The organism is Caloramator sp. Dgby_cultured_2 (assembly GCF_028872215.1).
Taxonomy (GTDB): Bacteria; Bacillota; Clostridia; order Clostridiales; family Caloramatoraceae; genus Caloramator; species Caloramator australicus.
Window position 1 is genome coordinate 808,756 of record NZ_CP118396.1, and the last position, 26,515, is coordinate 835,270.

At 32.8% G+C, this 26,515-nt stretch carries 29 protein-coding genes, 1 tRNA gene and 8 pseudogenes; 35 read left to right on the forward strand and 3 right to left on the reverse strand.

Going from position 1 to position 26,515, the window contains the following annotated elements:
• The first annotated feature begins 94 nt into the window (after positions 1-94).
• The 28 genes and pseudogenes from PWK10_RS05385 to PWK10_RS05510 all read left to right on the forward strand — a co-directional run bounded on the left by PWK10_RS05385 (position 95) and on the right by PWK10_RS05510 (position 18,107).
• Positions 95-511, forward strand: coding sequence for a penicillin-binding transpeptidase domain-containing protein (locus PWK10_RS05385; protein ID WP_274768124.1), 417 nt, complete (start codon positions 95-97; stop codon positions 509-511).
• A 14-nt stretch (positions 512-525) separates the two neighbouring features.
• Positions 526-1,062, forward strand: a complete 537-nt coding sequence (locus tag PWK10_RS18395; protein WP_342455695.1) for a penicillin-binding transpeptidase domain-containing protein — start codon at positions 526-528, stop codon at positions 1,060-1,062.
• A 35-nt stretch (positions 1,063-1,097) separates the two neighbouring features.
• Positions 1,098-1,484, forward strand: a pseudogene (locus tag PWK10_RS18400) (penicillin-binding transpeptidase domain-containing protein); the annotation flags it as partial.
• Between the two features lie 163 nt (positions 1,485-1,647).
• The gene (locus tag PWK10_RS05395; RefSeq protein ID WP_274767622.1) at positions 1,648-1,830 is read left to right on the forward strand and encodes a hypothetical protein; all 183 of its coding nucleotides are present in this window, start codon (positions 1,648-1,650) and stop codon (positions 1,828-1,830) included.
• A gap of 91 nt (positions 1,831-1,921) precedes the next feature.
• Positions 1,922-2,260, forward strand: coding sequence for a septum site-determining protein MinC (gene minC / locus PWK10_RS05400; protein ID WP_274768125.1), 339 nt, complete (start codon positions 1,922-1,924; stop codon positions 2,258-2,260).
• Positions 2,261-2,275: 15 nt separating this feature from the next.
• Positions 2,276-3,069 (forward strand): annotated as a pseudogene (minD, locus tag PWK10_RS05405) (septum site-determining protein MinD).
• A gap of 10 nt (positions 3,070-3,079) precedes the next feature.
• On the forward strand, positions 3,080-3,352 hold the full coding sequence (minE, locus tag PWK10_RS05410; RefSeq protein ID WP_008907590.1) for a cell division topological specificity factor MinE: 273 nt from the start codon (positions 3,080-3,082) through the stop codon (positions 3,350-3,352).
• A gap of 101 nt (positions 3,353-3,453) precedes the next feature.
• On the forward strand, positions 3,454-4,101 hold the full coding sequence (locus PWK10_RS05415) for an FtsW/RodA/SpoVE family cell cycle protein (RefSeq protein WP_274767623.1): 648 nt from the start codon (positions 3,454-3,456) through the stop codon (positions 4,099-4,101).
• 88 nt (positions 4,102-4,189) lie between these two features.
• Positions 4,190-4,570 carry an FtsW/RodA/SpoVE family cell cycle protein gene (locus tag PWK10_RS05420; protein ID WP_274768126.1) on the forward strand — a complete coding sequence of 127 codons (381 nt, stop codon included), beginning with the start codon at positions 4,190-4,192 and terminating at the stop codon, positions 4,568-4,570.
• A 211-nt stretch (positions 4,571-4,781) separates the two neighbouring features.
• Complete coding sequence (locus PWK10_RS05425; protein WP_274767624.1) at positions 4,782-5,174, forward strand: peptidoglycan DD-metalloendopeptidase family protein; 393 nt, start codon at positions 4,782-4,784, stop codon at positions 5,172-5,174.
• 201 nt (positions 5,175-5,375) lie between these two features.
• Positions 5,376-7,240, forward strand: a pseudogene (locus PWK10_RS05430) (TIGR03960 family B12-binding radical SAM protein).
• The gene (locus PWK10_RS05435) at positions 7,209-7,454 is read left to right on the forward strand and encodes a TIGR03936 family radical SAM-associated protein (protein WP_274767625.1); all 246 of its coding nucleotides are present in this window, start codon (positions 7,209-7,211) and stop codon (positions 7,452-7,454) included. Before PWK10_RS05430 ends, PWK10_RS05435 begins: the two are co-directional and overlap by 32 nt.
• A gap of 34 nt (positions 7,455-7,488) precedes the next feature.
• Complete coding sequence (locus PWK10_RS05440) at positions 7,489-7,917, forward strand: DUF2344 domain-containing protein (RefSeq protein ID WP_274767626.1); 429 nt, start codon at positions 7,489-7,491, stop codon at positions 7,915-7,917.
• On the forward strand, positions 7,898-8,230 hold the full coding sequence (locus tag PWK10_RS05445) for a hypothetical protein (RefSeq protein WP_274767627.1): 333 nt from the start codon (positions 7,898-7,900) through the stop codon (positions 8,228-8,230). Before PWK10_RS05440 ends, PWK10_RS05445 begins: the two co-directional genes overlap by 20 nt.
• Positions 8,230-8,901: a ribonuclease E/G gene (locus PWK10_RS05450; protein ID WP_274768127.1), complete on the forward strand. Its 672-nt coding sequence runs from the start codon at positions 8,230-8,232 to the stop codon at positions 8,899-8,901. Before PWK10_RS05445 ends, PWK10_RS05450 begins: the two co-directional genes overlap by 1 nt.
• A gap of 435 nt (positions 8,902-9,336) precedes the next feature.
• Positions 9,337-9,648 (forward strand): 50S ribosomal protein L21, encoded by a 312-nt coding sequence (rplU, locus tag PWK10_RS05455; RefSeq protein ID WP_008908687.1) that lies wholly within the window; start codon positions 9,337-9,339, stop codon positions 9,646-9,648.
• Positions 9,649-9,682: 34 nt separating this feature from the next.
• Positions 9,683-9,949, forward strand: a complete 267-nt coding sequence (gene rpmA / locus PWK10_RS05460) for a 50S ribosomal protein L27 (RefSeq protein WP_008908688.1) — start codon at positions 9,683-9,685, stop codon at positions 9,947-9,949.
• A gap of 57 nt (positions 9,950-10,006) precedes the next feature.
• Positions 10,007-10,321: a Spo0B domain-containing protein gene (locus PWK10_RS05465; RefSeq protein ID WP_274767628.1), complete on the forward strand. Its 315-nt coding sequence runs from the start codon at positions 10,007-10,009 to the stop codon at positions 10,319-10,321.
• 251 nt (positions 10,322-10,572) lie between these two features.
• Positions 10,573-11,841: a GTPase ObgE gene (obgE, locus tag PWK10_RS05470; RefSeq protein WP_274768128.1), complete on the forward strand. Its 1,269-nt coding sequence runs from the start codon at positions 10,573-10,575 to the stop codon at positions 11,839-11,841.
• Positions 11,842-11,851: 10 nt separating this feature from the next.
• On the forward strand, positions 11,852-12,130 hold the full coding sequence (locus PWK10_RS05475; RefSeq protein WP_274767629.1) for a YhbY family RNA-binding protein: 279 nt from the start codon (positions 11,852-11,854) through the stop codon (positions 12,128-12,130).
• Positions 12,131-12,219: 89 nt separating this feature from the next.
• Positions 12,220-12,510: a nicotinate-nicotinamide nucleotide adenylyltransferase gene (locus tag PWK10_RS05480; protein WP_274767630.1), complete on the forward strand. Its 291-nt coding sequence runs from the start codon at positions 12,220-12,222 to the stop codon at positions 12,508-12,510.
• A 17-nt stretch (positions 12,511-12,527) separates the two neighbouring features.
• Positions 12,528-13,391 carry a bis(5'-nucleosyl)-tetraphosphatase (symmetrical) YqeK gene (yqeK, locus tag PWK10_RS05485; RefSeq protein WP_274768129.1) on the forward strand — a complete coding sequence of 288 codons (864 nt, stop codon included), beginning with the start codon at positions 12,528-12,530 and terminating at the stop codon, positions 13,389-13,391.
• A gap of 121 nt (positions 13,392-13,512) precedes the next feature.
• Entirely contained in the window at positions 13,513-14,025 is a 513-nt protein-coding gene (locus tag PWK10_RS05490) for an LCP family protein (RefSeq protein ID WP_274767631.1), read from the forward strand.
• A 41-nt stretch (positions 14,026-14,066) separates the two neighbouring features.
• The gene (locus PWK10_RS05495) at positions 14,067-14,327 is read left to right on the forward strand and encodes a hypothetical protein (protein ID WP_274767632.1); all 261 of its coding nucleotides are present in this window, start codon (positions 14,067-14,069) and stop codon (positions 14,325-14,327) included.
• A 2-nt stretch (positions 14,328-14,329) separates the two neighbouring features.
• Entirely contained in the window at positions 14,330-14,572 is a 243-nt protein-coding gene (locus PWK10_RS19500) for a LytR C-terminal domain-containing protein (RefSeq protein ID WP_446715337.1), read from the forward strand.
• A 56-nt stretch (positions 14,573-14,628) separates the two neighbouring features.
• Positions 14,629-14,970: a ribosome silencing factor gene (rsfS, locus tag PWK10_RS05500; protein WP_274767633.1), complete on the forward strand. Its 342-nt coding sequence runs from the start codon at positions 14,629-14,631 to the stop codon at positions 14,968-14,970.
• A gap of 277 nt (positions 14,971-15,247) precedes the next feature.
• Positions 15,248-17,709 (forward strand): annotated as a pseudogene (gene leuS, locus PWK10_RS05505) (leucine--tRNA ligase).
• Positions 17,710-17,723: 14 nt separating this feature from the next.
• Positions 17,724-18,107, forward strand: a complete 384-nt coding sequence (locus PWK10_RS05510; protein ID WP_274767634.1) for a RidA family protein — start codon at positions 17,724-17,726, stop codon at positions 18,105-18,107.
• A 274-nt stretch (positions 18,108-18,381) separates the two neighbouring features.
• Here PWK10_RS05510 and PWK10_RS19505 read toward each other — a convergent pair whose 3' ends face one another.
• Entirely contained in the window at positions 18,382-18,813 is a 432-nt protein-coding gene (locus PWK10_RS19505) for a hypothetical protein (protein ID WP_446715338.1), read from the reverse strand.
• Positions 18,810-19,355 carry a D-alanyl-D-alanine carboxypeptidase family protein gene (locus tag PWK10_RS05515; protein ID WP_274767635.1) on the reverse strand — a complete coding sequence of 182 codons (546 nt, stop codon included), beginning with the start codon at positions 19,353-19,355 and terminating at the stop codon, positions 18,810-18,812. Before PWK10_RS05515 ends, PWK10_RS19505 begins: the two co-directional genes overlap by 4 nt.
• A gap of 110 nt (positions 19,356-19,465) precedes the next feature.
• Between PWK10_RS05515 and PWK10_RS05520 the strand changes: the two genes are divergently transcribed.
• From PWK10_RS05520 to selB, 4 genes and pseudogenes are all read left to right on the forward strand, one after another.
• Entirely contained in the window at positions 19,466-20,038 is a 573-nt protein-coding gene (locus PWK10_RS05520; protein ID WP_274767636.1) for a ComEA family DNA-binding protein, read from the forward strand.
• 75 nt (positions 20,039-20,113) lie between these two features.
• A pseudogene (gene selD / locus PWK10_RS05525) lies at positions 20,114-21,144 on the forward strand (selenide, water dikinase SelD).
• A 14-nt stretch (positions 21,145-21,158) separates the two neighbouring features.
• A pseudogene (gene selA / locus PWK10_RS05530) lies at positions 21,159-22,542 on the forward strand (L-seryl-tRNA(Sec) selenium transferase).
• Between the two features lie 15 nt (positions 22,543-22,557).
• Positions 22,558-24,462 (forward strand): annotated as a pseudogene (gene selB / locus PWK10_RS05535) (selenocysteine-specific translation elongation factor).
• A gap of 42 nt (positions 24,463-24,504) precedes the next feature.
• Here the strand turns inward: selB and PWK10_RS05540 are convergent.
• Positions 24,505-24,601, reverse strand: a tRNA-Sec gene (locus tag PWK10_RS05540).
• A 321-nt stretch (positions 24,602-24,922) separates the two neighbouring features.
• Between PWK10_RS05540 and PWK10_RS19510 the strand changes: the two are divergent.
• From PWK10_RS19510 to PWK10_RS05550, 3 genes and pseudogenes are all read left to right on the forward strand, one after another.
• Positions 24,923-25,198, forward strand: a pseudogene (locus PWK10_RS19510) (YqaA family protein); the annotation flags it as partial.
• Positions 25,184-26,170, forward strand: coding sequence for a phosphatase PAP2 family protein (locus tag PWK10_RS05545; protein ID WP_446715339.1), 987 nt, complete (start codon positions 25,184-25,186; stop codon positions 26,168-26,170). The pseudogene PWK10_RS19510 and the gene PWK10_RS05545, both read left to right, overlap by 15 nt.
• On the forward strand, positions 26,157-26,492 hold the full coding sequence (locus PWK10_RS05550; protein WP_274767638.1) for a hypothetical protein: 336 nt from the start codon (positions 26,157-26,159) through the stop codon (positions 26,490-26,492). The genes PWK10_RS05545 and PWK10_RS05550 overlap by 14 nt, the downstream gene beginning before the upstream one ends.
• Positions 26,493-26,515 lie beyond the last annotated feature (23 nt).

The following is a 26,515-nucleotide window of genomic DNA, read 5'->3' on the forward strand; positions in this document are numbered from 1 at the left end:
GACCGCAAGGCTCGATGCAATACCTGGTGATTCTGTAGTAACAACTATTGATGTTGAATTGCAGAAGGTAACCGAAAAGGCCCTTGATGAAACTATGGAAAATATAAGAACAAGAAAAATTCCAACTGATGAACCTTATCCTAACGCAAACATTGGCGCTGCAGTTGTCGTTGATGTAAGAACTGGAGAAATTTTAGCTTTAGCAAGTAGGCCAGGATTTGATCCAAATTGGTTTGCAGAAAAAGGGTCACCATCAAAGGAGCTTGTAGAGTATCTGTGGCCACAGGGTCGAGATTTTGGTTTAGTTCCTCTTCCTACATTTAATTATGCAACTTATGGGACTGCACCACCAGGATCCACATTTAAACCATTGGTTGCCATTGCAGGACTTCAGGAGGGAGTTATAACACCTGATACTATAATAGTTGATAAAGGTGTGTATGATGGATTACCAGGATTTCATGGTGCCTGCTGGATATGGAATGAAAAAGAAGGACTCACGGTCCTGTAGATGTAGCAAAGGCTATACAGGTTTCCTGCAACTACTTTTTCTTTGAAGTAGGAAAAAGATTAGGGAGGGAAAAATTTAACGAATGGGCCTATAAATTTGGACTTATTAGAGACCCTAAAACAGGAGAGATGCCTAAAACGGGAATTGAGATTGAAGAAAAGCCAGGTGAAGTTGCTAATCCTCAAAAAATAGTGAGAAGTAATGTTGACAATACGATGTATAATATAAAAGAAAGATTAAAAGATAAATATAAAATTTATACAATTGAGAGTGGAACGCCTGGATATAAGGCATTAAGAAATATGCTAATATCTGGTCAGTATGATGAAAATTTACTAGATTCAATTGGTATATACGATGAAAAGGCTAAAAAGTATATTAAAAGTGAATTAAATATTCTGCATACTGTAGCAAATAAATTTTTCCAAATTTTAAATGCTTCTATAGGTCAAGGCAATACTGACTTAACTCCCCTTCAGATGGCAAGCTATGTTTCTACTTTGGTAAATGGAGGAAATAGATATAAACTGCACCTTATAAAAAGGTATTAAACCCTGATGGAACATTAAAATATGAAAATAAACCTGAAGTTTTGCAAAAATTAAATTTAAATCCTAAATATGTTGAAGCTGTTAAGGAAGGCATGAGGAAGGTTACAGAAGAGGGTGGAACAGCTTCTTCAACATTTAGAAATTTCCCTATTCCAACAGGTGGGAAAACAGGAAGTGCTTCGGTAGATGATTCATTAAAGCTCAAAGGGCGTGCTGCCTATGGCTGGTATATTGGATTTGCTCCCTATGATAATCCAGAAATTGCGGTTGTTGTTGTAATTTACAATGCGGGACATGGAAGCTATGCTGCACCGGTTGCAAAGGCAATATATGAGCAATATTTTGGACTCAATAAACCTGCAACTAATTCCACAAATAATATAAATAACAGTTCGAATAGTCAGCTTAATAGAAATAATTAAGTTTGGCTGTCGTTTTGCGAAAACGACAGCTTTTGTTCACTTTATGTATTTTTTAGTTTCTTTTGTATGATAAAATAATAATTAAACGAAAAAATAATTTAAAATTATGAAGGATTTAAGCTTTTTGTGAAGAAATATATTAAATAGAAAGTGGAGGTTAGGAATGGGTTCTGTAGTTTTCAAAGGCAATAGAAATGGTATTGTTGTATATGTTTTAGGAAAAGAACCTAACGAAATTAAAGAGGATATCTTTGAGAAATTATGTCAGGGCAAGGACTTTTTTATGGAAGTAGGATGTATCTTAAAAGTGACTATGAGCTTTCAGAGGAATTCCTACATAGCTTGAAGGATGAGTTATTAAAGGAATTTAACATAAACTTGATTTTTGAGGATAAAAAGACCAATACACCTAAAAAGGTCAAGATTTAAATGAAGCGATAACAAAAATATATAAAAGAACAATAAGATCAGGACAAAGAATCTTCTATGATGGCAACATCGTCATTATAGGCGACGTAAATTCAGGGGCTGAAGTTGTAGCAACTGGAAACATAATAGTTCTTGGAGTTGTAAGAGGTATTGTCCATGCCGGGGCAGATGGAAATTATAAGGCCTTTATAGCGGCTTATGAATTACAGCCGGAACAGATTAGGATTGCTGACGTGATATCAAGATCGCCGGATGATAAGATGAATAAACCTAAGATTCCAGAGGTGGCAAAAATTAAAGGAAAATTTATTTCTATAGAACCATATTTACCTAATAAACTAATCTAAAGTGGAGGGATTTTAATGGGAACATCGATAGTAGTAACATCTGGAAAGGGTGGAGTAGGAAAAACCACAACTACAGCAAATATAGGAACAGCCCTTGCAATGCTTGGGAAGAAGGTTGTAGTTGTGGATGCTGATACTGGTCTTAGAAATCTTGATTTACATTTAGGTTTGGAAAATAGGATTGTTTATAACCTTGTAGATGTAGTTGAGGGAACCTGCAAATTAAAACAAGCTCTTATAAAAGATAAGAGGCTCGATAATTTATTCTTGCTTCCAACAGCACAAACAAAGGACAAGACAGCAGTTACGCCTGAGCAAATGCAGGAACTTGTTGAAAATCTAAAAAACGAGTTTGACTATGTTATTATAGACTGCCCTGCAGGTATAGAACACGGTTTTGAAAATGCTGTAGCAGGAGCCGACAGAGCAATAGTGGTTACAACTCCTGAAGTATCAGCAGTAAGGGATGCAGATAGGATAATAGGAAAGCTTGAAGCAAAGGGCTTAGAGGACCATCAGCTTATAATAAACAGGATTAAATTTGAAATGACGAAAAAGGGAGAGATGCTAAATATTGATGATATGACTGATATTTTAGCGATTAAGCTATTAGGAATCGTTCCTGATGATGAAAAGATAGTCATTTCAACAAACAGGGAGAGCCAGCTGTAACTGATCCGGCATCTAAAGCAGGACAAGCTTATAAAAATATAGCAAGAAGGCTTTTAGGTGAAGAAGTGCCATTTATGGAATTAGATAACGAAGAATCCGGATTCTTCTCAATATTCAAAAAGCTATTTAGAAGATAGGAGGGGTGTTATGGATTTTTTAAAATTATTCAGCAAAGAGCCTCCGTCAAAGGATGTCGCAAAGGAAAGGCTTAAATTAATATTGATACATGATAGGGCAAATGTTTCTCCCACTTTTCTTGAAATGCTAAAAAGCGATATAATTAGAGTGATATCCGATTATGCTGAAATAGATGAGAGAGGTTTAGAAATAAAATTAACTAAAGCAGGTGAAGAAGGAATCAGCACTCCAGCTTTAATTGCAAATATTCCAATTAGAAAAATGAAGGATACCGCAAAATAAAAATCATAACCCTTTACAAGAAATATATATTTACCTTGTAAAGGGTTATGATTTTTAATATAATTATTTAGTAAAAGAGCCTATATATAAGGAGTGTTGTTATGCTAACAAAATTAAGCGTTGATAAGAAAATTATGAAAAATATAGATTATTCTATTATTTTTAGCATGATATTTATAATTGCATCTGGCATAATATCGATAGGAGCAGCAACTTTAGCCTTTAGCCAGGGAAACTTGCAGAGGCTAATTTTTCAATCCTTATTCTTTATAATCTCTATGGCAATATTTTTTCTAATTATATTTATTGATTATAATATAATTGGTGGATATTATAAGATACTTTATTCCATCTCAATTATCTTATTAATAGCAGTTCTATTATTTGGAAGTGTAAGAAATAACGCTAAGGCATGGCTAGGGGTAGGACCATTAGGTATTCAGCCTTCGGAGTTTGCTAAATTAGCGACTATAATAACAATAGCAAAGGTTTTAGAGGATATTGAAAACATCAATACCTTTAAAAATTTATCAAAGATAGCCATAATAGCATTAATTCCTATGGCCCTGATACAACTTCAGCCGGATACAGGAACCAATTTAATATTTGCGATGACTATCTTAGGCATGATTTTTGTGGCGGGACTTGACCTTAGATTTATTTATTGGACTGCAATTGCTGGATTAACTTCATTTATAGCTGTTTGGAAGCTTAATATTTTAAAGGAATACCAAAAAACAGAATTTTAGTTTTTCTAAAACCAGAAATGGACAAACTTGGTGCAGGGTATAATGCTTATCTGGCTAAAATAGCAGTAGGTTCAGGGAAGTTTTTGGAATTGGGCTTTTCAACTCTGGTTTAACCGATGGAAAGTTTATTCCCGAAGCACATACAGATTTTATATTTTGCGTTTTTGCTGAGAAATTTGGGTTCATTGGCGTTCTTTTATTATTACTTGCTTATTTGAATATTTCCTTGAAGGGATTATATATAGCTAAAAATTCTAAGGATAGATTTGGAAGGTTCTTGGTTATCGGAATTTTATCTATGTTTGTATTTCAAATATTGCAAAACATAGGTATGGATATAGGACTTATGCCAATAACAGGGATACCTCTTCCATTTATGAGTTATGGCGGTAGTTCACTTCTTACTAACGTCATATCAATAGCACTTATTGTTAACGTCGGAATGAGAAAACAAAAAATAAACTTTTAAAATTTCCCCCTTAACATATAGGAATAATTTAATTCATATAATGTTAAGGGGTGATTATATTGTATTCACAAAATTATTATAATCACATTAGAAATAGAAATAAAAAATCAAGCGATTTTTTAAGCAAGTTAATAAATAATTTATCGATAGTTCTTATAATATTAATTTTTTTATAGTATTAAAGGCTGTAAAGACAAATACAGCCCTTTGGATGAATGAAGGAATTAAAAATGCCTTTTACAAGGACTACACACAGCAAATAAAAAGCTTTGCAATGAATAAACTAAGCTCATTTAACTTAGGCTCGATTAAGGTTTTCAAACAGCAGGAATTTATTATCGATCAGGTTCCAATTGAAGGGAAAATAGTTTTAAAGTTTGGTGAAAAAATAAATGAAGATAATATTTCAAAAGGCATTATTTATGAAACGGAAACTTCAAAAGATGTTAAGGCAATTTTTGATGGAGTTGTAGAAAAAATAGAGGCAAATGATGAATATGGGCTTTTAATCACTATAGATCATAAGAATGGTTATAAATCTATATTCGGTTACTTAGATGAAATAAGATTAACTGAAGGGGAGACAGTAAAAAAGGAATGGTAGTTGGAGTTAACGGTTTGATTCCGAAAACAAAAAGTATGCATTATACTTTGAACTGCAATTCAATAATACTTCTGTTGATCCATTAAAATACATAAAGCAATATTAACCGCCAATTGGCGGTTATATATTTTTATTGCTTATTTTAGAATACTTTGTTATTATATGATATGTTAATATTAAGCTGCTTTGGGAGGAATTTATATGGTAAAAATACCTGAAGATATATTAAGGAGAGTTCAAAAGCCTGCTAGGTATATAGGAAATGAAATAAATATGGCAGTTAAAGATCCGACAACCGTTAAGGTTAGATTTGCTATGTGTTTTCCTGATGTTTATGAAGTTGGGATGTCGCATCTTGGGATTAAAATATTATATCATCTATTAAATGAAAGGAAAGATACATATTGTGAGAGGGTTTTTGCTCCATGGGTGGATATGGAGGATGAGATGAGAAAGAATGATATTCCTCTTTATGCCTTAGAAACTAAAGATCCTATAAAAGATTTTGATTTTGTTGGTTTTACTTTGCAGTATGAAATGAGTTATACAAATATAATAAACATGCTTGATCTTGCAGGCATTCCCTTCCTTTCAAAAGATAGGGAATCGGGTCCTTTTGTAGTTTTTGGCGGTCCTAGTGCCTTTAATCCTGAACCTTTAGCAGATGTTGCTGATTTCTTTATAATAGGCGAAGCAGAAGAGGCATTAATAGAGGTTATTGATATATATGTAAAGTGGAAGGAAAGAAGAGGCAAAAGAATAGAATTTTTAGAAGAAATAACAAAGATCCAAGGAGTATATGTTCCTCAGTTTTACGATATAGAATACAATGAAGACGGAACTATAAAAAGAATGATTCCTAAGAAGGAGGAATATCCAAAGGTAATTAAAAAAGAATTATAAAGGATCTTAATAAATCTTATTATCCAGAGGCCTTTATTGTTCCATTAACCGAAATAGTCCATGATAGAATAATGCTTGAAACCTTTAGAGGCTGCACAAGGGGATGCAGGTTCTGTCAAGCAGGCATGATATATAGGCCTGTTAGGGAAAGAACTGCAAACAAACTATTAGAAATGGCTGAAAAACTTGTAAATAATACAGGTTATGATGAAATATCGCTAACATCCTTAAGTATCTGTGACTATTCTGATATTCAAAATTTAGTAATGAGCTTAATATCAAGATATGAAAAGGATAAGGTAGGTATTTCACTACCTTCATTGAGAATAGATGCTTTTTCGGTTAATTTAATAAACGAAATTCAAAAAGTTAGGAAAACAGGACTAACCTTTGCCCCTGAAGCAGGTTCACAAAGGATGAGGGACATTATAAATAAAGGCGTTACTGAGGAGGATTTAATAAATTCCGTAACTTCGGCCTTTCAGTCGGGATGGAATACAATAAAACTTTATTTTATGATAGGACTTCCCTTTGAAACCATGGAGGATGTTGAAGGCATTGCCCATTTAGCCCAAAAGTGGTTGATGCATATTTTTCGTTGCCTAAGGAAAAAGGACAAAGGGGTTAAGCGTAACCGTCAGCACATCCTCCTTTGTTCCAAAACCCTTTACTCCCTTCCAGTGGGAACCTCAGGACAGAATTGAAACTTTACAGGAAAAACAAAGATTCTTAAAGGGAAAAATAAAAAGCAAATTTATAAATTATAACTATCATGAATCCTATATAAGCTTTCTTGAAGCGGTATTTTCAAGGGAGATAGAAGATTAACAAAGGTCCTAATAAAGGCTTGGGAAAAGGGATGTAAATTCGATGGCTGGCAGGAATACTTTAAATTCGACAAATGGATGGAGGCATTTAAAGAGTGTGGCATTGATCCTGAATTTTATGCTTATAGGAAAAGAGCACTTGATGAAATTCTACCATGGGATTTTATAGATGCAGGTGTAAGCAAGGAGTATTTAATAAAGGAATACCAAAAGGCAATGGAGTGTATATTAACTAAAGATTGTAGGTTAGGTTGCACAGCCTGTGGTATAACAAAATATCTTGAAGGTGGTGCTTGTTTTAATGGTGCGATATTTAATAAAGTTTCAAAAGACTGATTTAGTAAAGTTTCTTTCCCATTTAGATACTTTAAGGACTTTACACAGGGCTATTAAAAGGGCTAAGCTTCCAATAGTTTATTCTAAGGGTTTTAACCCACATCCTTCAATATCGATTGCTTCTCCTTTATCAGTAGGGATTGGTAGTTTAGGTGAATATGCAGATATTGAGCTTGAGGGGATTTTGATGAGGAAGTTATTAGGGATAGTTTAAATCAATGCCTTCCTAAAGGCCTATATATTACTGATTGCATAAAGATAAAATCAAAAAGCCTTCAGCTATGAGTGTGGTAGAAGCTGCAAGTTATCAAATACAGCTAGCATGTAACTTTTATAAGTTAGGTGGTGTTATCGAAAAAGTAAAAAATGAAAAGTATATATTAAGAATAAAAAGGACAAAATCAGGAGAAAAGGAAATAAATATAAGACCGATGATCTATGAAATTTCTTTAGAGAATAACGAAAAAATAAGTAACTTGAAGGTGTTAGTTCAAAATAGCAATAAAGGAAGTTTAAATCCTGAGATGCTTATTGAAGTATTAAGGGATTATGGAGTTGACTTTTCAATTTTTGAAATAACAAGATTAGAGCTTTATGCAAAGACAAACGATTTTATAGCATTAGATAAATTTTTAGACTACCATAGAGGTGTTTGGATTGAAGAAAATTTTTGTTGACACTGGAATAACACAAAATAGGTTTTTAGTTTTTGAAGATGAGGAACTAATTGATATTTATATTGAAGATATTTCATATAAAAAATTAGAGGGAAACATATATAAAGCACGGGTAGAGAACATTAACGCTTATTTAAACATAGCCTTTTTAAATATAGGCGAAATCAAAAATGCCTTTATAGATTTAAAAGAAGCTCCAAATTTAAAAATTGGCGATGAAATAATAGTGCAAATAAAGAGGGATTCTGAAGGCAAAAAGCTCATAAAGCTTCCAGTCGAATATTATTTCCTGGGAAAAAATTACATTTGTTAGTGGGCATAAAAGATATAAAATCACCAAATAAAGAAATTTACAAGAAAATAAAATCAATGTTTGAAAATAACATAAAAGAAAATTATGGTGTTTTAGTTGAAGCTGAAGAATTTAATACTGAAGAGTTAATAAATGAATATCATTCTTTAATAGAAAAGTGGGAGAATATTAAAGACAAAGCAAACTACATAAAGGCTCCATGTCTTTTGATGAAGTCAAAAGATTATATTTCAAAACTGATAGATGATCACATTAATGGAAAAGAATCCATAGAACTTTATTTTTCAAAGGAAAAGGATAAATCTTTATTTCAAAAATACATCGACGTCAAAAACTTTAACGTAAGTATAGATATAATTAACACCATCGATAATTGCATTTTGGATACCATGAAAAGGAAGCACTTCTTGATAGGTGAAGCCAATATCGTGATGGATGAAGTAGAGGCATTTACAATAATAGATGTTAATTCAGGAAATATAGATTATCATAATGCTGAAATTAAATCATTGATGGAATTTAATAAATTGGCCGCCCAAAGGATATTTAGACTTTTAAAGCTTAGAAATACAGGAGGAATTATATTTATCGACTTTGTGGATGTAGAAAATAAGCAAAAACAAGAACTATTAAATTTTATTATGGAACTGTCAAAAACGATAATAATATAAGCAGGATTTACGGTTGGACTAAATTAGGAGTTCTTGAGCTTGCAAGGGCAAGAAAGGGTAAGAAACTGAAGGAACTAATCTATTACGATTATTATAAGGATATTTTAAATCCAAGTTATGTTTTAAAGCTTATTGAAAATAAATGCCTCTACAACAAGGAAAAGTTTTTTAAAAAAGAATTTGTCGTATCCATTCCACAAACTACATTTGAATTATCAGAAAAGATTGGCTTTAAGGATAAATTAAAAAAGAGTGGGATATAGAATTAAAATTTTTAATAGAACCAAATGTCATAAATTATGAATTCAAAAATTAGATTGTCCATTGACAAACTAAGGGTATTATGTTAGAATTGCTTTGTAAACCGCTCGCAACGGGCTAAAAGGTAAGACCTGCCTAGATTGCGGCGAGTCTCGGTTGAGGAGGTGTAAAGGAATGTACGCATTAATAATGACTGGCGGAAAACAGTATAGGGTTCAAGAAGGTGACGTGCTATTTGTTGAAAAGCTTGCTGCAGATGTTGATTCAACAGTAGAAATCAAGGAAGTTCTTGCAGTTTCAAAGGATGGCAAGCTAGTTGTTGGAAAACCATTCGTTGATGGTGCTAAGGTGACTGCAAGAGTAGTAAAGCACGGAAAGGCAAAGAAGATAATCGTTTTCAAGTTTAAGAAGAAAAAGGATTACAGAAGAAAACAAGGTCACCGTCAACCATATACTCAAATTAAGATTGAAAAAATCGAAGCATAATTGAAATAGAAGGCCTTCAAAGGAGGTGTAATAAATGGCTCATAAGAAAGGTGTCGGCAGTTCCAAGAACGGTAGAGATAGTGAATCCAAAAGACTGGGGATTAAAAGACATGATGGTCAATTCGTTTTAGCGGGAAATATACTTGTAAGACAAAGAGGAACTAAGATTCACCCAGGAGCAAACGTTGGAAGAGGAAAGGACGATACTTTATTTGCTCTTGTAAGCGGAATCGTAAGATACGAAAGATTAGGAAGAGACAGAAAAAAGGTAAGTGTATATCCACAAGAAGCTGTTCAATAATTAGATTAAAATGCACCCTTAAGGGTGCATTTTTGTGGTTTAATAGAGGTGGATTTTATGGATGAAGAAAAATTAGTCGAATATACAGTTAAACAGCTAAGATTATTAAGACATAATTTTATGAATACTCTCCAGGTTATATATGCTTATTTACAGATAAATAAACCGGATAAGGCTATTGAGTATATGAAAGAAATAAATAAAAATATGTTTAGTTTAAGTTTAATTTATAACCTCGAAAATCCCTTTATTTCTCTGCTTATGCAGGACATAATAATGGAAGTAGAAAAAATCGGGGCAGACTATGAAATAATAACAAATATTGATTACATACCAACTGAAGTTTTTACAAAAATAAAAACGAAATACTAACATTGTTTGAAAACATTAAAAAGTATTTGCTTAATGGCTTAAAAGGCAATAACGTTAGTAAAAAACTCTACATTGAAATAGGCGAAGATGATAAGGCATACTTAATCGACTTTTATAACACTGGCCTAAAGGAAAAAATTAAGTCTACCAATTATGAAACGCCATATAAAATAGATGGTTTAAATTTAAGGCTTTACGAATTTGGAAACTCCTTTCTTTTGGAAGTGAGTATTGAAAAAGTAGGTGATTATATGTTCGTAGATGTTGCTAAAATATATGTCAAAGCCGGAGACGGAGGACATGGAGCAGTATCTTTTAGAAGAGAAAAATATGTTCCGTTTGGTGGACCAGATGGAGGAGACGGAGGAAAAGGCGGAGATGTAATTTTTGTGGTCGACAAAGGCCTTAGAACTCTTTTAGATTTTAGATACAAGAAAAAATATATAGCTATGTCAGGAGAAAATGGGGGAACGAACAACAAGTTTGGTAAGGATGGAGAGGATTTAGTCATTAAAGTTCCACCAGGAACAGTCATAAAGGATGCAGAAACTAATAGAATTATAGCAGATCTTAAGGATGAATCAGATGTGGCAGTTGTTGCAAAGGGAGGACGCGGAGGTAGAGGAAATACGAAATTTGCAACCCCTACAAGGCAAGCTCCTAACTTTGCTGAACCAGGAATGCCTGGCGAAGAAAGATGGATCGTTTTGGAGCTCAAATTATTAGCAGATGTTGGTCTCGTTGGATTCCCGAATGTTGGAAAGTCAACTATATTATCGATGGTTACAGGGGCAAAACCTAAAATTGCCAACTATCATTTTACAACTTTAACTCCTAATTTAGGCGTTGTAGATCTTCCAGGAGTTAAAAGCTTTGTTCTAGCTGATATTCCTGGAATTATTGAAGGCGCCCATGAAGGAGCGGGCTTGGGAATAGACTTTCTAAGGCACATTGAAAGAACAAGGGTGCTTATTCATGTTGTGGATGTTTCGGGAATAGAAGGAAGAGATCCCATTGAAGACTTTTATCAGATAAATGAAGAATTAAAATTATATAACGAAAAACTTTCTAAGAAGCCTCAAATAGTAGCAGCTAACAAAATGGACATTCCTGGTGCAGAAGAAAATTTTGAAAGGCTTAAGGCTGAAATGGATAAACATGGAATAAAGGTCTTTAAAATTTCAGCAGCAACCAATCAAGGCCTTAAAGAACTTATGCAGTATGTAGGACAGGTTTTAGAAAATGCACCTTATGATGAGGAACCATTAGGTGAATTTTATATCCCTGAAGACAAGAAATTCACATATACTATTAAGAGGGCAGATGATGGCGCATTCGAAATAACTGGATCTTTTGTAGATAGACTGCTGCTTAGCGTTAATATTTATGATTCTGAGTCATTAAAATACTTCCATAAGGTATTAGAAAGAAAAGGTATTATCGAAGAATTAAAGCAAATGGGAATTAAGGATGGAGATATAGTAAGGATGAATGATTTTGAATTTGAATTCGTCGAATAGAGGTGAATATATGCTGAAAGGAAAGCAGAGGAGCTATTTAAGAGGCCTTGCCAATAATATTGAATCGATTATCCAGATAGGCAAAAATGGATTAGATGAGGCGGTATTAAAGCAAATAGATGAAGCCTTAACTGCCCGTGAATTAATCAAAATAACCGTTTTAAAAAATAGTCTTTTAGATCCTTATGAAACATGCCAAGATGTTTGCCATAGTTTAAAAGCTGAGCCGGTTCAAGTTATAGGAAACAAATTTGTAATTTATAGACGAAACGACAAAAACCTCAAATAAATTTTCCAAATTAGTCCCTTAAGGAATTATCCTTAAGGGATTTTTTATGATATAATAACATTTGGAATTTTAATTTGGAGTGATGCCATTTGCAAAATATAGGCTTATTTGGAGGAACCTTTAATCCAATTCATTTGGGACACTTAATCATTGCAAACGAAGTTTTGGAAAGCTTGAGATTGGATAAGATAATTTTTATCCCAACCGGTGTTCCACCCCATAAGGACATAGGAGTTGTTAAAGGGAAACATAGATTCGAAATGGTTAAACTTGCAATAGAGGATAACCCCTATTTCGAGGTAAGCGATATAGAAATAAAAAGATTAGATTATTCCTATACATACGATACATTAAAAGAATTACAAAAATATATTATGTAAACAAATTTAGGTTTATTATTGGATACGACGCATTTTTAGAAATAGACAGCTGGAAAAATGTAAAGGAAGTTTTTAAAATGGCACAATTTGTAGTAGTAAATAGAAATGTAGAATCGAGAGAAATGTTAAAATTGATTGAGGAAAAATGTAATAAATTTGATGGAGAAGCTATATATTTAAAAGTTCCAAATATAGAAATATCTTCAACTGAAATAAGAAAAAGAATAAACGAAGGAAAAAGTATAAAGTATTTGCTTCCGGATAAAGTTATTGATTATATCCAAAAAATGACCTATATAGAGGAGATTGATAACATGATTCATAAAATAGAACAAAAATTAAAGGAAATGCTAGATGAAAAAAGATATATTCATTCAAAGAATGTTTTAAAAGCCGCAATAGAACTTGGTAAAAATTTCAATGTTGATTTAGAAAAAATAAAGATAGCCGCATTACTACATGACTGTGCAAAAAATTTAAGGGATGATGAATTGTTAATTAAAGCTTATAAATATGGTATAATTGTTGATGAAATACAGAAAATACAGCCTTTTCTCTTGCATGGTCCTGTAGGAGCATATTTGAGTAAATTTGAATTTGGGATTGATGACGAGGATGTTTTCAATGCAATATACTATCATACAACTGGAAGAAAGGATATGACGACTTTTGAGGAAATAATTTACCTTGCAGATTTTATATCTATTGATCGTAATTTTGAAGGCGTTGAAGAAATAAGAAAAAAAGCCTTTGAAAATTTTGAAGAGGCGCTTTTAATGTCCTGTAACAGCACACTAACTTATGTTATTAATAGAAATCTTCCTATCCATCCCTTGACTATTGAATTTAGAAATTGGCTTTTAATGAAAGGTGGAAAATAGATGAACAAAAGGACTAAAAGGGCTAGAAAGAAAAGTGTAAAAAATTTTTTTAATGTTATTAATTTTCTTTATTTCCTCTATTGGATTAGCTTTTGGATATGGTTTTTACCAGCTTAATAAAATGTCAAATGATGATTTTAAAGGGACAAAATTAAGTTATAACGAACCTGTTAATATATTGGTATTAGGCGTTGATGCAGGAGATTATAAAAATAAAAAATCATCTCATACTCGTTCTGACACAATAATGCTGGTAAATTACAATCCAAATGAAAATAAAGCCTTTATTTTATCTATTCCTAGGGATACAAGGGTAAAAATTAACGGCGATTATTGTAAAATAAATTCTGCCCATTCCATCGGGGGGACGGAACTAACTATTAAAACAGTAGAAAATTTTTTAAATGTCCATATAGATTATTATGTTGAGATAGACTATGAAGGCTTTAGAAGGGCAATAGATGCCATAGGTGGAGTTGATGTAGTAATTCCGAGGGATATGCATTATAAATCCTATGATCTCGATATTAACTTTAAAAAGGGAGAAAAGGTCCACTTAAATGGGGAGCTTGCTGAAAAATTTATAAGATGGAGAAAAAACAACGATGGGACTGGATATGCAACGGGGATTTAGGAAGAATCTCAACTCAACAGGAATTTTTAAAGCTTATTCTTATGAAACTTAAGACTCCGGAAGGAATAATTAGAATTCCCAATTTGTTGAATACAGTTGTAAGATGGACTAAAACGAATATTCCACCTAAATTGATGGTTTATTATGCCTATAAGGCTATCGGAATGCATGCTGACTCTATTGAAAGTGAGACATTAAAGGGGAACCTAAATATATTTCGGGGATTTCATATTTTATTTACGATGAGGATAGCAATAAAGAGCTTCTATCATATTTTAAAAAGGATAATGAGTTTAAAATAATTATATTAAATTCTACTAATGTTAATGGACTTGCAAAGAAATATAAAGAAAGGTTATCACAATTAGGTTATAAAAATATTAAGACTGGAAATTATTCAGTTGCCTATGAAAAAACAGAAATACAAACATCAAATGTTGAAATTGCCCACAAGATTAAGGAATTTTTAAAAATTGGAGAAGTAAATTATTTGAAAGATAACGAAAATGAAATTATAATTATACTTGGGACAGACGCTATTAAATGAAACTAATGTCATAATAAAACATAAAATATACTAAGATAAAATGAGGAGGTTATAATTTGAAAAGTTCAGCAAGCTTAGCTTATTATATTTCTAATGCTGCTTTAAATAAAAAGGCTAAGGATGTTAGGATATTAAACGTATCCCATTTAAGCCCAATCGCAGACTATTTTGTAGTATGTAGCGGAACTTCTACAGCCCAAGTCAAGGCAATAGCCGATGAAATAGAAGAAAAGCTTTCGGAGAAGGGGTTTTACGTAAGGCATAAGGAAGGATATAATTCTGCAAGATGGGTTTTATTAGATTATGGTGATATAATTGTGCATGTCTTTTATACAGAGGACAGGGACTTTTATGATATAGAAAGGCTCTGGGCAGATGCAATTGCAGTAAATGTATAAAACTTTGACAAAATTTAAATATTAATTTATAATATACCATAATTGAATATTGATAGCATATTAAAAGGAGTAGTAAATAGGCACGGCTTTCAGAGAGCTGGTGGAGGGTGCAAACCAGTAAGCACGGCTTATTGAACTCGCCTTTTAGAAATATGCAGGGAGACCTTTATCTAAACGAGAGGGCCTATGGCCAATTAGGGTAGTACCGCGGGGTTCCCCGTCCCTAAAAAGGGATGGAGAACCCCTTTATTTATATAATACTTTAGGAGGTGGAATCATGGCTTTTTATGATTTTTTAGAAATTGAAAAGAAATGGCAAAAGATTTGGGAAGAAAAGAATAATTTTCATGGTGAGGATTTTTCAGATAAGGAAAAATATTACATGCTAGTTATGTTCCCATATCCATCTGGAAAATTACATATGGGCCACGTAAGGAATTATTCCATAGGTGATGTTATTGCAAGATTTAAAAGGATGCAGGGATATAATGTTTTACATCCAATAGGATTTGATGCCTTTGGCCTTCCAGCTGAAAATGCAGCAATAAAACACGGAATTCCTCCAAAGGATTGGACAATAAATAACATGGAGGAGATGGAAAAACAATTAAAAGCACTTGGAATTAGCTACGACTGGGATAGAGAAGTTAAAACTTGTATGCCGGATTACTACAAATGGACTCAATGGATGTTCCTTCAAATGTATAAAAACGGCTTAGCGTATAAGAAAAAGTCCTTTGTAAATTGGTGTCCATCCTGCCAAACTGTTCTCGCTAATGAGCAGGTTGTAAATGGTAAATGTGAACGTTGTGGAACTGCTGTAGGCAAAAAGAACTTAGAGCAATGGTATTTTAAAATCACCGATTATGCAGATAGGCTGTTAAAGGACATTGAAAAATTAAAGGGTTGGCCTGACAAGGTTAAGATAATGCAGGAAAACTGGATAGGAAAGAGCGAAGGTGCCCAAATAGATTTTGCTATTGAAGGAAGACAAGAAAAGATTACAATATTTACAACAAGGCCTGATACCGTATTTGGTGTAACCTATGTTGTTCTTGCTCCTGAACATCCGCTTGTTAAGGAGCTTGTAAAAGGAACAGAATATGAAGAAAAAGTATTAGAGTTTGTAGATAAAATGCAGTATTTAAATGAAATTACAAGAACATCAAATGAAACAGAAAAAGAAGGTGTATTTACTGGCGCCTACGCAATAAATCCAGTTAACAATGAAAGAATTCCAATTTGGATAGCCAATTATGTTCTTTTAGATTATGGAACTGGTGCAGTTATGGCAGTTCCTGCCCATGATGAAAGGGATTTTGAATTTGCTAAAAAGTATAATCTTCCAATAAAGGTTGTAATATCACCCAATGGAGATGAAAGCTCAACCCTAACAGAAGCTTATACAGGCGAGGGAATAATGATTAATTCTGGCAAATTTAACGGGATGAGAAACTCTGAAGCCTATGGTGAAATTGTAAAGTTTATAGAAGAAAATAATTATGGAATAAAAAGGTAAACTTTAGATTGAGGGATTGGCTGATTTCAAGACAAAGATATTGGGGAGCACCAATTCCGATAGTTTATTGTGAAAAATGTGGTGAAGTTCCAGTTCCAGAGGATCAGCTGCCAGTATTGCTGCCAGAGGATGTTGTATTTACAGGTAAAGGGAATCACCACTTACTACATCAGAAAGTTTCCTTAATACAACTTGTCCTAAGTGCGGAGGCAGAGCTACAAGAGAAACAGATACAATGGATACATTTGTATGTTCTTCATGGTATTACTTTAGATATACCGACCCCCATAACGATAAAGAAGCCTTTAACTATGATAAGGCAAAATACTGGATGGCTGTTGACCAGTATGTAGGCGGGGTAGAGCATGCAATACTTCACTTATTATACTCAAGATTTTTGCAAAGGCTTTATATGACTTTAAAATTTCACCAGTTGATGAGCCTTTTACAAACCTTTTAACTCAAGGTATGGTTTTAAAGGACGGGGCAAAGATGTCAAAGTCTAAGGGCAACATTGTAAGCCCGGAAGAAATAAGAGCAAATTATGGAGCAGATACAGCAAGATTATTCATCTTATTTGCAGCACCGCCAGAAAGGGACCTTGAATGGAGCGATCAAGGAGTAGAAGGATGCTTTAGGTTCTTAAATAGAGTATGGAGATTGGTTGATGAGCTGGAACCGATGATTAAAAAGGCAAATAAGTTGGATGTAAATAAGTTAACAAAACAAGATAAAGAAATGAGAAGAATTGCCCATTATACAGTAAAAAGGTAACAGAAGACATAGCACAAAGATTCAATTTTAATACAGCAATAAGTGCAGTCATGGAGCTTGTAAATGCAATGTATCAATATAAAGACATTGAAAATCCAAATTACGATGTTCTTGCTGAGGCAATCGAAAAGATGCTGCTTATATTAGCACCTTTTGTTCCACACATAACAGAAGAACTTTGGGAAAGAATAGGAAAGACTGGCAGCATCCATGAGCAAAGATGGCCAGATTACGATGAAGATGCTCTTGAAGTTGATGAAATTGAAATAGTTGTTCAGATCAATGGTAAAGTAAAAGGAAAACTCATAGTTCCAGTTGATGCATCAAATGAAGAAATATTAAATACTGCAAAGGAAGATTCAAAGATTAAATCCTTCATAGAAGGAAAGACAATTGTAAAGGAAATAGTTGTTTCTGGAAAACTTGTTAATATTGTGGTTAAATAAAAGGAGGTAAAGTTATGGAAAAGGTTGTTCTTTCTACAACTAATGCTCCAGCAGCAATTGGACCATATTCCCAAGGTATTAAGGCTGGCGATTTTATCTTTACATCAGGCCAGCTTCCTATTGACCCTAAGACTGGAGACCTTATCAATAACGATATAAAGGCTGCTGCAAAACAGTGCTTGGAGAACATAAAGGCGATATTAGAATCAGCTGGTTCAAGCCTTGAGGATGTTGTTAAAACTACAGTTTTCTTGAAGGATTTAAATGATTTTGCAAGTGTAAATGAAGTTTATGCTGAATATTTTAAAGAAAAGATGCCAGCAAGATCAGCCTTTCAAGTTGCAAGGCTGCCCAAGGATGCGCTAATTGAAATTGAAGCGATTGCCATTGCAAGATAATAAAAAAGTAAAGGGTCTATCCCTTTACTTTCCTTTTTTATTTTAAATTTTCCTTTTCTTTTAAACTTTTTATAAAAGAATAGGGTTACGACTATTATAGTAGGAATTACAATCCAGTTTGAAGGTCTTTTCTTGTATTTACCAGTTTCAACATATTTAAGATCATAAAACAAACTACCAAAATCTTCATTTGCAATTAAGGGAACGGATTTAAGAAGATTATTATTTTTATAAATATCTACAGAACCTAAGGTTTCACCTTTTGTAAATTTTTCTATATTAGAAACAACATTAATCTTTTTTCTATATCATTAAAATTATCATTTTTCTTTAATGTAATATATATATCTTCAGCTGGATAAAGGGGAATAGATTTGTTATCTATAATTATATGAGTGGCAGCTGTGTTTTTATCTAAAATCAGCTTTGTTTGGAAATCGTTAAAACCGTAATTAAAAAGTTTGATAATATCGTTATAATATTGGGCATTGCTTTTTAAAACTACAGCTATTAGGGTTCTGCCATCCTTAGTTGCAGAACCTACAAAGGCATGCTTTGATTTTATCGTATATCCAGTTTTAACACCATCTGCCCACTGATACCGATATCTTCTATTGCCATTAATAAGTTTATTATGACTATAAAGGTATCGGGTTTGGGGCTGTTTGTTGGTAGGTGGAATTTCATATCTAACTTTTGATACTATTTCTCTAAACTTTGGATATTCGAAGGCTTTTTAGTTATTAGGTATAAGTCATATGCGCTGGTATAATGGTTAGGATCATAAAGCCCTGAAGCATTAACAAAATGAGTGTTTTTACAGCCTAATTCTACAGCCCTTTGATTCATTAATTTTGCAAATTCTTCTTCGCTACCGGAAATATATTCTGCAAGGGCCTGGGCAGCATCGTTGGCTGATTCAATCAAAAGGGCATTTAGAAGCTGTTCTACCGTTAACTCCTCGCCCTCTATGAGATAAATTTTGCTTCCATCTGCAAAGGGAGGCTTTTTCCCTATAATGACTTTATCGTTTAAGTTGCATTTTTCAATTGTTAAAAGAGCTGTCATTATTTTTGTTGTGCTTGCTGGTGCAAGCTTTAGATCCTTATTTTTTTCAAAAAGTATCTTGTCCGATTGCAAGTCTACCAACACACATCCTTCAGCATCAACATTTATGGAAGCATTTACATTTGCAATGTTAAAGAAAATACATATTAACATTAACACTAATACAGCATATTTTTTCATAAACATCTCCTTCCGTCATTCATAAACAAATTTATTTTAACAAAAACTATATAATTATTCAATGTTTAAATGAATTAATTTTTGTCAATATTCTATTTGGGGTGATGTTCATGGATTTAACAAGGAGAGAAAAAATAGGCTTGGCTGTTTTCCTTTTTATTATCCTTTTTATAACCTCTTTTTATTATTACAAGGATAAAAGAAAAAACGAGATGATGGTTATTAAAACTTCAAGGCTTCAAGAAGAACAAAACGAAAATGATATTAAAGAGATAAAGGTGTATATATGTGGGGAGGTTAAGAAACCGGGGGTATATACTTTAATTGAAGGAGAAAGATTGTATAAGTTAATAGATATTGCAGGTGGATTTACTGATAAGGCAGCAAAGGAAAACCTAAATTTAGCTATGAAATTAAAGGATGAAGACTATATATTTGTTCCTTCAATTGAAGGCTTATTAAACAATAGTGAAGGTAAAACAATAAGTTCGAAGATAAATATTAATACAGCAACACTTGAAGAGTTAAAGATGCTTCCAAGAGTTGGTGATGCCATAGCCCAAAGAATTATAGATTATAGAGAAAAAAATGGGCCATTTAGAGATATAAAGGATATAAAGAATGTTAGCGGAATTGGAGATAAGATGTTTGAAAATATAAAGGATAAAATAACAGTAAGATAATATTGAACATATGTGCATTTTTGGCTAAAATTATCATGAGGATAGGATTATTGAATATAGGAAGGATGTGATGAAATGGAAAAGATAAAGCTAACTCAAATGGTTGAAGCATCTGGATGAGCTGCGAAAATTGGGCCGGAGGCCTTATCGGATATATTATCAAGATTGCCTAAATTTTATGATGAAAATCTTATAGTAGGATATGATACATCAGATGATGCAGCAGTTTATAAGATAAGCGATGAAATTGCCATTATTCAAACCTTGGATTTTTTACTCCTGTGGTTGATGATCCATATACCTTTGGACAAATTGCAGCTACAAACTCCTTAAGCGATGTCTATGCTATGGGTGGTAAACCAGTTTTGGCATTAAACATCGTTACCTTTCCACAGTGCAAGGATATGGAAATTTTGGGTGAAATTTTAAGGGGTGGAGCAGATAAAGTAAAAGAAGCTGGAGCAATAATCGTAGGTGGGCATACAGTTGACGATGATGAACCTAAATATGGTCTTTCGGTAATGGGAATTGTCCACCCCAAGAAGGTTTTATCCAATTCCAATGCAAAGGAAGGAGACATATTAATTTTAACAAAGCCAATTGGAACAGGGCTTATAAACACAGCAATAAAGGGAGAGTTAGCCAGCGAAAAGGAAATAAATGAAGCGATAAAATATATGGCTATGCTTAACAAAGGTGCAGCTGAGATTGCAGAAAAATATTCTATTAATTCCTGCACTGATATTACAGGCTTTGGCCTTATAGGACATGCTTTTGAAATGGCAAAGGGAAGTAATGTTACTATAAATATACTAAGCAAGAATATAAGATATATAGAAGGTGCCGTAGAATACGCTAAAATGGGTTTAATTCCTGCTGGAACATATCGAAACAAAAACTATTTGAACGATCAATATAAGAATAATACAACTGAAGATTATGTTCTTGATCTTTTATTTGACCCACAAACTTCTGGAGGACTTATGTATTCGCTACCTGAAAAGGAAGGGCTAAAATTATTAAGTGAACTTAATGAAAATGGAATAGATGCTTATGTAGCTGGATATGTCGAAAAGTTTAAGGATTATCATATTATTATAAATTAATAGGAGGCAAAAGGATGCAAAATAAGAATCTGCTTTTATCAAAGCTGCCTAAGGTTGATAGGATTCTATCTGATGATAGAATACAGGACTTTGATATTGCGCGAAATTTAAAAATTGACATTATAAGAAAAATTTTAGATAGCTATAGAAAAGATATATTAGATGGAAATATAGAAGAATTTACTTATGATGATGTAATAGATAAAATAATAAAACTTTTGAATGTTAAAAGCAAAAATCACTTAAAAAGGGTTATAAACGCAACGGGAACTATTTTGCATACCAATTTAGGTAGGGCAGTTTTATCAAAGGATGCGATTGATGCAGTTGTTGAGATAGCATCAAGATATAACAATTTAGAATATGACCTTGAAAAGGGTGAGAGGGGATCAAGATACAGCCATGTGGAAGAAATCATTTGTAAAATAACTGGTGCTGAAGCGGCGATGGTAGTAAACAATAATGCAGCAGCAGTAATGCTAGTCTTGTCAACCCTTGCCAAGGGAAAAGAGGTTATAGTTTCAAGAAGCCAATTGGTTGAAATTGGTGGTTCCTTTAGAGTTCCTGCAGTTATGGAACAGAGTGGGGCTAAACTTGTTGAAGTTGGAACAACCAATAAAACCCATCTTTACGATTATGAAAATGCAATAAATGAAAATACTGCCCTTATCCTAAAGGTTCACCAAAGCAATTTTAAGATACTTGGATTTACTAAGGAAATTTCCCTTGATGAGCTTGTGGAATTAGGGAAAAATATAATCTTCCAGTTGTTGAAGACATAGGTAGCGGTGTATTGATAGATTTTTCAAAGTATGGACTTCCCTATGAGCCTACTGTTCAGGAGAGCATAAAAAGGGGGCAGATGTAGTTACCTTTAGCGGTGATAAACTCCTTGGAGGCCCACAGGCAGGAATAATTGTAGGTAAAAAGCATTTAATAGATAGGATGAAGAAAAATCAATTAACAAGGGCATTAAGAATTGATAAAATGACTTTAGCTGCTCTAGAGGCAACTTTTAAGCTTTATTTAGATGAAGAAAGGGCAATAAAGGAAATACCTGCTCTTAGAATGATGACTATGGATATTGAGTTAATCCAAAAAAGGGCTAAAAAACTTTATAGTCAATTAAAGAAAATAATTTCAGATAGGGCGGAACTTAATATCGAAAAGGATGTATCACAATTTGGTGGAGGAGCAATGCCCCTTGAGACCATTTCAACATATGTAGTTACAATAAAACCTAAGTTTAAGAAAATCGAAGATGTAGAGTTAGAACTAAGAAGGCAGGAAGTTCCAATTATAGTTAGAATATATAAAGAAAACATTATTATTGATGTTAGAACATTATTTGATGATGATTTTCATATTATTGTTGATTCATTGAATAAAATTTTATAATCAGGGGTGGAATATATGCAGCATGTTATAATCGGAACAGCAGGACACATAGATCACGGAAAAACTACTCTAATTAAAGCCCTAACAGGAAGAGATACAGATACTCTAAAGGAGGAAAAGGAAAGAGGTATTTCTATAAACTTAGGTTTTACCTATTTTGATTTGCCTTCAGGAAGAAGGGCAGGAATAGTTGATGTTCCTGGACATGAAAAATTTATAAAAAATATGCTGGCAGGGGTAACTGGAATAGACATCGTTCTTTTAGTAATAGCAGCTGATGAGGGGATAATGCCCCAGACAAGGGAACATCTAAATATACTCAATCTTTTGGATATAAAAAGGGCATTGTTGTTGTTACCAAAAAGGATCTTGTAGATGAAGAATGGTTAAAGATGGTTATTGAGGATATAAAAACAGAAATAAGTGATACGTTTTTAAGGGATGCACCAATTATACCTGTATCATCCTATACTGGAGAAGGTTTAGAAAAATTAGCTCTAACCATAGATGAACTTACAAAGGATATGGAGGATAGAGATACTTTTACTGATTTTAGGCTGCCGATAGATAGAGTTTTTAGCGTAAGCGGTTTTGGAACTGTAGTTACAGGAACATTAATATCAGGGACGATATACGAAGGGGATATATGTTCTATTTATCCTAAAGAAATAACAACAAAAGTTAGAGGATTACAAGTCCATGAAAAATCCGTTAAAACTGCCTATGCAGGTCAAAGGGTAGCTATAAATCTTGCAAATGTAAAAAGGAAGATATTGAAAGGGGAGATGTTTTATCTAAACCCAACTCCCTTCAAGTTAGTATGATGCTAGGCTGTAGACTAAATTATCTTAAGGATGCACCCTATCCCCTTGAAAATAGGGATAGAATAAGGATATATCATGGCACTAGCGAGCTTTTAGGTAGGGTATATATATTAGATAAAGAAGTGATAAATCCTGGAGAAACAGCTCTAATTCAAATAAGATTAGAATCCCCTATAGCGGCAAAAGGGGAGATAAATATGTCATAAGGACATACTCTCCAATGATTACTGTCGGTGGAGGAACTATCCTTGATCCAAATCCAGTTAAGCATAAAGCCTTTGATGAAAAGGTTATTAATGAGCTTTTATTAAAGGAAAAGGGTGACCCTATCGAAATAATAGAACAAACTATTAAAAATAACAGCAAGGACTTTATCGGCATAAACGATATTATAAAGCTTTCGGGTAAAAACTACAGCAATTTGGACGATATATTGGAAACCTTGATAAGAAAAGAAAAAATCATAAAGTTAAATATAGGTGATGAGGAAGTTTATCTGCATAAGACCTATTTGGAAGAAATAAAGAAAAATATCGCACAAATTTTAGCAGATTATCATAGGATAAATCCATTGAAATTTGGAATAACTAAGGAAGAGTTAAAGATTAAAGTTTTTGGCAAAAATATTAAACAAAAGATTTATGATAAGATCTTAGAACTTTTATGCGATGATACAATAAAGATTGAAAACATTTATATATCTTTAAAGGATTTCAATATTTGTTTTAATCAAAAACAAGAAAATATAAAACAAGAAATTTTAATGCGTTTTGAAGAAGCGAAATATCAACCTCCAAAACCTGAAGATTTGATAAAAGGGTTTGGAAGGGATGAAAGGGATGCAAAAATGGTATTTGAAGCTTTAGTTGATTTAGGGACACTAGTTAAAATTAATGAGGAAATTTACTTAAAAGCTCAAGATTATGAAAGGGCAAAGGACATGCTAATAGATTTTATAAAAAGGGAAGGCAGTATAACCGCAGCTCAATATAGGGATATGCTTTCAACCAGCAGAAAGTATGCAGTAGCAATACTTGAATATTTCGATTCAATAAAGCTTACCAAAAGAATAGAAGATCAAAGGGTATTGGCTTAAATTAAAAAAGCCTGACGTCTTAAGACATCAGGCTTTATCTTATGGCGGGAGTGTGTGGGAATCGAACCCACCCAACGGGGTTTCAGCCCGTCAACACGGTTTTGAAGACCGGTAGGCACACCAGCACCTATCCACCCCCATGAACCGACAAGTTATATTCTATTAAAAAATATATTATTGTCAACTGGTTAATTGGGTCTATAAATAATTCTCAGTTAAAAAATATTTTTTATTTTATATTTTAATAAAACTAAAATTTATGCTATAATTTTATATGTCAATTATAAACTGAGGTGAAAAGACATGGAAAAGTTTTTGGAAAGTTTTATAAATTTTATAAGTAAATTTGGTATAGTTGGACTTTCAGTTCTTTCCTTTACAGAGTCATCTTTTTTCCTGTTCCTCCAGATGTTGTTTTAATACCTATGATGTTAGTTAACAAAAGTTTGGCTTTTTTTATGCTGCAATAACTACTGTTTTTTCTGTTTTAGGAGGTATGTTTGGATATCTTTTAGGTTATAAACTTGGGCGCCCTTTTTTAAAAAGGTGGTTTTCACAGGAAAAAATAATAAAGGTTGAAGAGTATTTCAATAAATATAGCGGATGGGCTGTTGCAATTGCAGGATTTACACCTATTCCATATAAAATTTTTACTGTTTCAGCTGGAGTCTTTAGGATAAGAAAAAACGTATTTGTAATTGCGTCGATAATCGGAAGAGGAATGAGGTTCTTTTTAGAAGCAACGTTGATATTTTTCTTTAAGGATGCAGATAAGTTTATAAAAAACAATTTTGAATACATCACAATTGGAATCACCTTTATATTTTTATTAGCCTTCTATAGCATAAAAATATCGAAGGATAGACTAAACTTGAATAAAATAAAATTATTTTCTAATATAAAAAATTTAGTAGAAAATGTTTACAAAGGATTGCAAAAATACAGGATTTTAGAGAAGATTGGATATTACATGATTGCCACATTTTTATTATCATTGTTTATTTTGATGCTTATTTTTGATTTAATTGAAGATCATAGTTTTTATTTGTTTGAAAGATACGATGCATATATATTTAAGTTTATTCTTGCGCTAAGAAATCCATTTTTAGATGGACTTTTTAAAGCAATTACATCCCTTGGTAATTTTTGGACGGTATTAATTTTAACTTTAATTATTACGATAATATTATTAGTTAAGAACTATAAAATGATTTCCCTTTATTTTGGAGCAAACATTTTTATAGTTTGGATATTTAACGAGTATTTAAAATCCTTATTTAAAAGGCAAAGACCTTATAATTTTAGGCTAATAGATGCAGCTGGCTATAGTTTTCCGAGTGGACATGCAATGATTTTTTTAACATTATCCTTATTTATAATTTATTTGATTAAGTATGTCTTTAAGTTTAAACATCAAAATTTATATAAGGGGTTAGTCTTGCTTTTAGCAGTTTTAGTGGGTTTTAGTAGAATCTATTTAGGTGTTCATTACTTAAGCGATGTTTTAGCTGGTTGGATAGTTGCTGTTGTTTATTATTCTGCTTCAATTATATTGCTAAGGGGCATTAGCAGGAGGGGGATTTTAATGAGTAATAGTGAAGGAAAAATAGGAATTAAATCAGGAAAAATAATTTATGTTGATGGGGAAAATCCGCCTAAAATTATAGTTGGAGAAGGTGTTGAGGTTTATATAAATGAAAAAAGATAGACGGAGAGTGCCATGTAAAAAAGAAGATATAGTTAAAGTTGTCCCCAAAATAATAGAGGGAAAAAGAAATTTGAACATTTACGTTACGGAAGATGCTATGGAAGTTTATATAGATATTTCCTATGAGCCATATATTGAATATGAAATAGAGGATATGGAACCCCAGCATGAATTATTTATAACTGGGAAAATAAAACATAAGAGCATAAAGAAATTCACAAGGGAAGAAATAGAAAAAAGCCTAAGGGAAAAAATATTATTTATGGAATTAAAAAGAAGAAATAGAAAGGGCAATAGATGGGGGCAGATTCCTTGTTGCTGAGGGGAAGAAAATCAAAGAACCTG